This is a genomic window from Streptococcus mitis, assembly GCF_001579035.1.
In the GTDB taxonomy this organism is placed as follows: domain Bacteria; phylum Bacillota; class Bacilli; order Lactobacillales; family Streptococcaceae; genus Streptococcus; species Streptococcus mitis_J.
In genome coordinates this window covers 123,930-128,000 of the sequence record NZ_KQ970291.1, presented here as the reverse complement: position 1 = coordinate 128,000, position 4,071 = coordinate 123,930, and the positions used below count along the sequence as shown (strand labels likewise).

The window sequence follows — 4,071 nt, the reverse complement described above, 5'->3', positions numbered from 1 at the left end:
CTTGACTAGATGGTTTTCTTGTCCATTGTTTGTGATGGTTAAGACTTCACCCGTCGTGTCCTCGCGCATACTGAAACTGTGAAAAGCCAAGTCATCTGAGAAGTAGTTGCTGTCCACAATTGCAATGGCATAAACGGGGGCGATGTGCTTGTAACTCTGGTGGGTATCATCTTCACGTTGACGAATTTTTTCTAGGTTTTGATTGACCTGACTGCACAAATAAGCCCACAGGCGATTGATGAAAAAATTCTGATGATGTACTTGAATCTCAATGATTACTTGAGTGCCATTATCTAGTTCAGCTAAAACATCTATACTGGTATAAAAATCCTGCGCTGAGTAGGGCATGGAAGGCAAGACGTGAATGTTACTTCCCTCCAAAATCGTCACATTTTTGGCTGGCAAGTCCAGCATATCGCGGATAAATTGACAAGTGATTTCTGGATTGCTAAAGATTTTCTTAGCAACCAAGTCATTGGTTGGGCTAATGCCCGGATGTCTGAGAATCATCTATTTCCTCCTTTTATTATACCATAGTTTTAAATCTAGGCTCACTAGATTCACTGCTTCTATCTATTTATTCGGAAAAAGTATGAAAAATATTGGGTATGGCTCTTTCCAATGGTATTTTTTGGTGCTTTCCTTTATAATGGGTGTATGGATAAGAAAAAATTATTATTGATTGATGGGTCTTCTGTTGCTTTTCGGGCGTTTTTTGCGCTCTATCAACAGTTGGACCGTTTTAAGAATGCGGCTGGTTTGCATACCAATGCGATTTATGGTTTCCAGTTGATGTTGAGCCATTTGTTGGAACGGGTTGAGCCGAGTCATATCTTGGTGGCTTTTGATGCGGGAAAGACGACCTTCCGTACAGAGATGTATGCGGACTATAAGGGTGGTCGGGCTAAGACTCCTGATGAGTTTCGTGAGCAATTTCCCTTTATTCGTGAGTTGCTGGATCATATGGGGATTCGTCATTATGAGTTGGCTCAGTATGAGGCGGATGACATCATTGGGACACTGGATAAACTAGCAGAGCAGGATGGTTTTGATATTACCATTGTCAGTGGGGACAAGGACTTGATTCAGCTGACGGATGAGCATACGGTGGTTGAAATTTCCAAGAAAGGTGTGGCTGAGTTTGAGGCCTTTACGCCAGAATATCTTATGGAAAAGATGGGCATTACACCGACTCAGTTTATCGATCTCAAGGCGCTCATGGGTGATAAGTCGGATAATATCCCTGGGGTGACCAAAATCGGTGAAAAGACGGGTATCAAGCTCTTGCTGGAGCATGGCTCGCTTGAGGGGATTTATGAAAATATCGATGGGATGAAGGCTTCTAAGATGAAGGAAAATCTCATCAATGATAAGGAACAGGCTTTTTTGTCGAAAACACTGGCGACCATTGATACCAAGGCACCGATTGAGATTGGTTTGGAGGATTTGGTCTATAGTGGTCCAGATGTGGAAAATCTTGGGAAATTCTACGATGAGATGGGCTTCAAACAGCTCAAACAGGCTTTAAATGTGTCGTCAGCTGATGTGGCTGAGAGTTTGGACTTTACTATCGTTGACCAAGTCAGTCAAGATATGTTGAGTGAGGAGTCTATCTTCCACTTTGAGCTTTTTGGTGAGAATTACCATACGGATGATTTGGTTGGATTTGCCTGGTCTTGTGGGGAAAAGCTCTATGCTACAGATAAGCTTGAACTTTTGCAAGAGCCTATTTTCAAGGACTTCTTAGAAAAAACACCTTTGAGAGTTTATGACTTTAAGAAAGCTAAAGTTCTCTTGCATCGTTTTGGTGTGGATTTGCAGGCGCCTGCTTTTGACAGCCGTTTGGCTAAATACCTCCTTTCGACTGTGGAGGACAATGAAATTGCGACCATCGCTAGTCTTTATGGTCAGACTTATTTGGTTGATGATGAGACTTTCTATGGTAAGGGAGTCAAGAAGGCCATTCCTGAACGCGAGAAATTCTTGGAGCATTTGGTTCGTAAGCTTGCCGTTTTGGTCGAAACAGAGCCTATTTTGCTTGAAAAACTCAGCGAAAATGGACAATTAGAGCTTCTTTATGATATAGAGCAACCTCTAGCCTTTGTCCTTGCCAAGATGGAAATTGCTGGGATTAGGGTCAAGAAAGAGACCTTGCTTGAGATGCAGGCTGAAAATGAGCTTGTCATTGAAAAACTGACTCAAGAGATTTATGAGCTGGCTGGTGAGGAGTTTAATATCAACTCGCCTAAGCAGTTGGGGGTACTGCTCTTTGAAAAATTGGCTCTTCCTCTAGAATACACTAAGAAAACCAAGACAGGTTATTCGACAGCCGTGGATGTCTTGGAACGCTTGGCTCCTATTGCTCCGATTGTTAAGAAAATCCTCGATTACCGTCAGATTGCTAAGATTCAATCGACTTATGTGATTGGCTTGCAGGACTGGATTTTGGCTGATGGTAAGATTCATACTCGCTATGTTCAGGATTTGACCCAGACTGGGCGTTTGTCTAGTGTGGATCCAAACTTGCAAAACATTCCTGTGCGTTTGGAGCAGGGCCGTCTCATTCGTAAGGCTTTTGTGCCAGAGTGGGAGGATAGTGTCCTTCTCAGCTCGGACTATTCACAGATTGAATTGCGCGTTTTGGCGCATATCTCTAAGGATGAGCACTTGATTAAGGCCTTCCAAGAGGGGGCAGATATCCATACTTCGACAGCCATGCGGGTCTTTGGCATTGAACGTCCTGAGGATGTGACTGTAAACGACCGTCGCAATGCCAAGGCGGTTAACTTTGGAGTGGTTTACGGGATTTCAGACTTTGGTTTGTCTAATAATCTGGGCATTAGCCGTAAGGAGGCCAAAGCCTACATTGATACCTACTTTGAACGCTTCCCAGGTATTAAAAACTACATGGATGAAGTGGTGCGTGAGGCGCGTGATAAGGGCTATGTGGAGACCCTCTTCAAGCGTCGTCGTGAGTTGCCAGATATCAATTCGCGTAACTTTAACATTCGTGGTTTCGCAGAGAGGACGGCTATCAACTCTCCTATCCAGGGTTCGGCAGCAGATATTCTCAAGATTGCTATGATTCAGCTAGATAAGGCCTTGGTTACAGGTGGTTATCAGACTAAGATGCTTCTGCAAGTGCATGATGAAATCGTCCTTGAAGTTCCTAAATCTGAATTGTCAGAGATGAAAAAATTGGTCAAACAAACCATGGAAGAAGCCATTCAACTCAGTGTCCCTCTTATCGCAGATGAAAATGAAGGGGTAACATGGTACGAGGCTAAATAAAAAGGGAGCTAGTCTTCCTTTTTTGTAGTAGAATTTTGCAAGCCTTTTCAAAATGTGCTATACTGATGAAAAAGGAGGATTTCTATGAGTCAAGAATTTATCAATCCAAGTGATGGTGTGATTCGTCAGTATCTCGCAACGAGTAAAACCCTTGCTGTAGTGGGCTTGTCAGACCGTGAGGAAACAACCAGCAATCGAGTGACCAAGGAAATGCAGGCTCGGGGTTATAAAATTATCCCAGTCAATCCCAAGGCGGCAGATGGAGAAATCTTGGGTGAAAAGGCTTATGCTAGTCTAGCAGAGATTCCTTTTCCTGTAGATATTGTCAATGTTTACCGTCGCAGCGAGTTTTTGCCTGATGTGGCGCGTGATTTTCTAAAGGCTGATGCTAAGATTTTTTGGGCACAGCTGGGACTTGAAAGTCTAGAGGCGGAAGAAATCTTGCGTGCTGGTGGATGTGATGACATCGTGATGAATCGTTGTATCAAGAGAGAACACACTCGCTTGATTGAGGAAGCATAAGAAAAAGGTAGCTGGTGGGCTACCTTTTGTGTTATACTCAATGAAAATCAAAGAGGAAACTAGCCGCAGGCTACTCAAAACACAGTTTTGAGGTTGTAGATAAGACTGACGAAGTCAGTCACATATACACGGCAAGGCGACGTTGACGTGGTTTGAAGAGATTTTCGAAGAGTATTAGAAAATGCCGATAAGGGTCTGCATCCCGAGACTGGTGAGGATGATGGCAATCCAGCAGACGGCTCCGAGAACAATGGATTT

3 protein-coding genes are annotated in these 4,071 nt (G+C 43.5%); 2 read left to right on the top strand and 1 reads right to left on the bottom strand.

The genetic code is table 11. The features are described from left to right. A partial coding sequence (locus tag SMIDD26_RS09685; RefSeq protein WP_246747022.1) for an Rpn family recombination-promoting nuclease/putative transposase occupies positions 1–510 on the bottom strand: 510 nt, incomplete at its 3' end. 147 nt (positions 511–657) lie between these two features. Here SMIDD26_RS09685 and polA point away from each other — a divergent pair. Beyond that, positions 658–3,291, top strand: a complete 2,634-nt coding sequence (gene polA, locus SMIDD26_RS09680) for a DNA polymerase I (RefSeq protein ID WP_061439978.1) — start codon at positions 658–660, stop codon at positions 3,289–3,291. An 84-nt stretch (positions 3,292–3,375) separates the two neighbouring features. After that, a complete protein-coding gene (locus SMIDD26_RS09675; RefSeq protein WP_061439965.1) occupies positions 3,376–3,813 on the top strand; it encodes a CoA-binding protein in 438 nt (145 codons plus the stop codon). Positions 3,814–4,071 lie beyond the last annotated feature (258 nt).

Coding starts and splice junctions, on each gene's coding strand:
- polA (WP_061439978.1), top strand. CDS start 658: ATGGATAAGAAAAAATTATTATTGATTGATGGGTCTTCTGTTGCTTTT.
- SMIDD26_RS09675 (WP_061439965.1), top strand. CDS start 3,376: ATGAGTCAAGAATTTATCAATCCAAGTGATGGTGTGATTCGTCAGTAT.